The sequence below is a fragment of the Anaerophaga thermohalophila DSM 12881 genome (assembly GCF_000191885.1).
GTDB classification, from domain to species: domain Bacteria; phylum Bacteroidota; class Bacteroidia; order Bacteroidales; family Marinilabiliaceae; genus Anaerophaga; species Anaerophaga thermohalophila.
Genome location: NZ_AEWI01000151.1, coordinates 1 through 2,557 on the forward strand (window position 1 = coordinate 1; position 2,557 = coordinate 2,557).

Here is a 2,557-nt window from a genome sequence, read left to right on the forward strand (position 1 = left end):
CGAAACGGCAACAAAGCTATATACGCCAGCCGTGGCATCCACAGCATATTGAGGGTTTTGTATTACCCTCTCACATGCTTTCAAGCTGATAAATCCATAGCTGGTCTGAAAGCCCCGGCCTGGCGCATACAGCAGGGCGTTGCCAACCACTTAAAGGAAAAATGCAAATTCAAAACATGGTCAGAAAATAGGATAAAATTGATATTTAGAATAGAATTTAACCTATGTAATTTTGTAATCCTATGTATTGCAAGGAATGTGGTAAAAAAATAGATAATGACAGCAAGTTTTGTAAATTTTGTGGTCAGGCTCAACACGAAAAACAAAATTCAAACGTTGAAAGTCCTCTCGCTGCCTCAACTGAAAACTGGGAAATTAACAATATAGGTAAGCTTAAATTTCCAGTTTATGATTACCCAAAAAAATTGTTTGACTTCAAAACAAAAAAAGAAGTCGAATTTGCAAACTACAGGCAACTTGAAACAAATATTCAGAAAAAATTAAAAAGCAATGAACCTGAAGAAATAAAGGATGGGCTTTCAAATGTACTATTTTGGGGATATTATAGAACTGGATATGGTGTAGTAAGAATTAATCGGTTCAGAGAAAAAGTAACCATCAAACAACTTATGGCATTTCATAATCTAGTAATAAACAACAATTTTTCTCCAATAAATATAAAAAAAGTACGACTTCCTGAATATTCTGGATTCTCATTTGTGAGCAAGATAATTATGTTCCTTAATCCACAGAATTATGTAATTTTAGATAAAAAAATAATGCAATTAAAAGATGATTGCAATGAGAATAATCCCCTTACAAATATTGCTTACCGTGAAAAGGATTCGGGAATAAGGATTAATAAAAATTCGCAAATATATTATTACGAATGGTGTAAGCTCTGTAAGAAAATAGCAAAAGAATTTTTGAATAGCGAATACGCGGTAGACGCCGAACGTGGCTTTTTCAAACTCGTTGAAAATAAACAACATAATTACGGAAAAAGAATTATTTCAAAAGTAGAATTCCACTAATATTGGAACGAATATTAAAGCAGATGCCAACAATCTGTATACGCCAGCCGGGGCTACACAGCATATTGCAAGCTTCGTTTTTCCTTGTTACCCGCTCACAGCTTGACACAATCGTAGCGGGTTTGAAAGCCCCGGCCGACCGCATACAGTTCAACGTTGCAGGCAAGCTTGAAAAAAATACAGATTAGTACGAATTTAAAATTCAAAATTAGAAATGGATATTATTAAAGAAGAATGGTTTTGGATAGGAGTTTTCTCAATACTATCTGTTATTACTGGCTCTTTATTGACAATTATTGCTAATCAATGGAAAGAAAAATCCAGAAGAAAAACTCAAATCAAAGTTGAGAAAATTAAAATGTATAATGAGAGGAAGTTTAATGCATACCTTGAAGTATATGAATTTATTTCAAAAGCTTATTCTTTTTATGACCCAGCAGATGACCCACGACAGGATTTTGTTTTCTTGATGAAAAAATACTTTTTCAAAAATGTAAAACAAAATTATCCTTACTTGAATTCAGAAATTAGGGAAAAAATTAAAACCTTGGAAAGTCAATATATTTGTTTAGGAAACCCTGACTTAAATCCACAAATTCCATCTGACCAATTTTTCAGAACGGAATATTTAAAAATACTTAATGAACTAAACAAAACCATTGAGAAAGTATTTGATGAATGGGAAAATAAATAAAAACCTAAAAATTTATGTTATGAAAACTTCAAAACTAAAATCTAAAAAAAGAGAAAAAGGGAAAATTACGTTAGTGATTTTGTTCGCTATATCAATTTTTCTGATGTCAAACTCGAATCTCTATTCTCAGTCAATCGCTTATAAATTGGCAGTGGTGGAAAAAAACGGTTACGTTTCAGATAATGACCAAACGGTTAAGCGATTTGATTATTTGTTATCTAGTCTTGACAACAAATATGTGGACAGCAAGCAAGAAATTGCAGATAAAACTGTTAAAGCAAAACAACTTTTGGCAGATAGAGGAGTAAATGAAAGCATGATTAAAATGATGGAAGGAATGAACGCTCTTAATGACCCAAAAGATACTTATAAAAATTACAACGAATATTTGACTATTTACATAATATTGCGAAGTGACCTTCCAAATCATGACGAAACAATAAGTTCAATGAAGTCATCATTAAGTTTAATTGGCATTGATGGATTATTAAAAGCTGCCGGTATTAAATAATATATGCGTAATTGATAATTATTAATTCAAGTTTCCCACTTCTGTAAGCCTTGAAAAAAGGGGATAAAAAATAAGAAAAAGCAGTGGTTTTTATGATTTAATTTGCTATATTTGAGGTAATTACAAGACAAAAAGCAAAATCATCAACAAACCACTACTTATGTCATCAAAAATAGGAAAATTAACCCAACTTGTGAAAAATGCCACCCAAAAAACCAAAAAATGCACAAATTTCGATTATTTTATTTTGTAACTATCTGATAACCAATTGCAATATTTTTGAAAGCCGTTTGTAGTCCCCGAATTAATTTGTTTATG

Annotated in this window: 3 protein-coding genes; all 3 read left to right on the plus strand. The window is 31.6% G+C overall.

Annotated elements, in window-relative coordinates:
• The first annotated feature begins 242 nt into the window (after positions 1-242).
• Positions 243-1,034, plus strand: a complete 792-nt coding sequence (locus ATH1_RS0117355; protein ID WP_010424725.1) for a zinc ribbon domain-containing protein — start codon at positions 243-245, stop codon at positions 1,032-1,034.
• A gap of 214 nt (positions 1,035-1,248) precedes the next feature.
• Positions 1,249-1,728 (plus strand): hypothetical protein, encoded by a 480-nt coding sequence (locus ATH1_RS0117365; protein WP_010424732.1) that lies wholly within the window; start codon positions 1,249-1,251, stop codon positions 1,726-1,728.
• A gap of 19 nt (positions 1,729-1,747) precedes the next feature.
• Positions 1,748-2,239, plus strand: coding sequence for a hypothetical protein (locus ATH1_RS0117370; RefSeq protein WP_139035506.1), 492 nt, complete (start codon positions 1,748-1,750; stop codon positions 2,237-2,239).
• Positions 2,240-2,557 lie beyond the last annotated feature (318 nt).